2 protein-coding genes are annotated in these 1,937 nt (G+C 71.9%); one reads left to right on the top strand and one right to left on the bottom strand.

Annotated features, from left to right (window positions below):
• Positions 1–185: 185 nt before the first annotated feature.
• The gene (locus tag ACWCO3_RS34305; protein WP_145778101.1) at positions 186–542 is read left to right on the top strand and encodes an STAS domain-containing protein; all 357 of its coding nucleotides are present in this window, start codon (positions 186–188) and stop codon (positions 540–542) included.
• Positions 543–555: 13 nt separating this feature from the next.
• Here ACWCO3_RS34305 and ACWCO3_RS34300 read toward each other — a convergent pair whose 3' ends face one another.
• Positions 556–1,833 (bottom strand): MFS transporter, encoded by a 1,278-nt coding sequence (locus tag ACWCO3_RS34300; RefSeq protein ID WP_450014151.1) that lies wholly within the window; start codon positions 1,831–1,833, stop codon positions 556–558.
• Positions 1,834–1,937: the final 104 nt, after the last annotated feature.

The following is a 1,937-nucleotide window of genomic DNA, read 5'->3' as shown; positions in this document are numbered from 1 at the left end:
TTTCTTCGGTGCTCAACGCCATTTCGAACCCCCTTGACCTGGACCGGGCGGACTCTATCACCGGGGCCTGATCAACTACTTGCCCCGTAGCAACGGAATGACGATGGCCACCGGATCCTGGCTCCCGTTCTGCGTTCGCCCCCCGTCGTGGGATACCGTTCCCCCGATAACAGGAGGTCTGGCGAATGTCCTTGACGGTGCACACGGAACAACGCGGCGACATGGTCGTCGTGTCGGTCGCGGGCGAGCTCGACATGGCCACCGCACCGCAGCTTCAGGACCAGATCACCGACTTGCTCGACAAGGGCCGTAGTCGTCTGGTGTTCGACCTGGCGGACGTCTCGTTCTGCGACTCGACCGGTCTGTCGGTCTTCGTCCGCGCCAAGAACAGCTGCGACGAGGCCGGCGGCGTGGTCCGGCTGGCCGCACCGCAGCGCGGGGTGCTGCGCATCCTCGAGGTGAGCGGCCTGGTCGAGGTGCTGCACACCTACCCGACGGTGGACGAGGCGGTCGCCGGCGAGCCGACGCCGGCCTCCTCCTGACCGCTGCCGTTCCTCACTCGTCCTCGACGTAGCGGGGACGGGCGATAGCCATGCCCGCCGTGGTCTGCACGGCGAGAGCGCCCAGCAGGAACCCGATCGGGGCGGTCCAACCGCCGGTGGCCTCGTAGAGGATGCCGACCAGCAGCGGACCGAGGGCGGCGATCACGTAGCCGGTGCTCTGCGCGAACGCGGAGAGCGCGACGGTCCCCTCGGCGGTGCGGGCGCGCAGCCCGATGGCGGTCAGGATCATCGGGAACGCGCCCTGACCGACGGCCAGGAGGGCGACCCAGAGCAGCGCGGCACCGTGCGGAGCCAGCGCCAACCCCAGGTAGGCCAGCGCCGACGCGGTGGTCAGCCCCAGCACCAGCGGCCGCAGACTGCCCAGCCGACCGGCCAGGGTGGGCATCAGCAGCGCGATCGGCACGCCGAGCGCGGTCACCCCGGCGAGCAGCAGCCCGGCGGACTCCGGCTGGTAGCCGGCGTCGCGGAACAACTGGGCCAGCCAACCCATGATCGCGTACCCGCTGAGCGACTGCGCCCCGAAGTACACGGCCATCGCCCAGCCGAGCCGGGTGCGGGCCGGCCGGATCCGCGCCGGCGCGGCGACCGCCGTCGGGGTCGTCCGCCGCGCGCCGGTCCGGGTCCGCAGCGCCAGCGGCACCCACGGGAGTACGGCCACCGCGGCCATCGCGGCCCAGATGCCGAGCCCGGCCCGCCAGGACCCGAAGGCGTGCGCGATCGGCACCGCGGTGGCGGCGGCCACCGTCGTGCCCACCGTCAACGCCATCGTGTACGCCCCGGTGACCAGGCCGGTGCGGTGCGGAAAGTGCTGCTTGACGAGCATCGGCAGCAGGATGTTGGCGACCGCGATGCCGGACAGCGCCAGCGCGCTGGTGAGCACGAAGATCCAGATCGAGTCGGTGACGACCCGAAGCACCTGACCGACGGCGAGGGCGAACATGGCGACCACCAGCACCCGGGCCGGCGCCACGCGGCGTACCAACCACGGGGTGAGCGCGCCGAGACCGGCGAACGCGATGGTCGGCAGGGTAGTGACCAGACCGGCGGTGGCGCCGGAGAGGCCCAGTCCGTCGCGGACCTCGTCGAGCAGCGCGCCGAGGCTCGTCACCACGGCACGGAGGTTGACCGCGACCAGCAGCATCCCGACCAGCACGAGCGCGCCACCGGTCGCCGGATGCGTCCGCCGGACCGCACCGGGGTCGCCGGCCAGGCGGGTGTCGACGGCGGCGGGGGCGGGCAGCGCCGGAGCGGCGGTGGGTGGCGGGGTCATGACCTCTAACCTACAATCATGGGATGAATTTGGGACCGGTGATGTAACCAGTGCCACCGTCGGTCGATTCCTCCTCCGCGCCCGCCGTGCCGCCACGCGGCCAC

This window comes from Micromonospora sp. NPDC002411, assembly GCF_053592955.1.
This window is presented reverse-complemented; position numbering and strand designations above follow the sequence as displayed.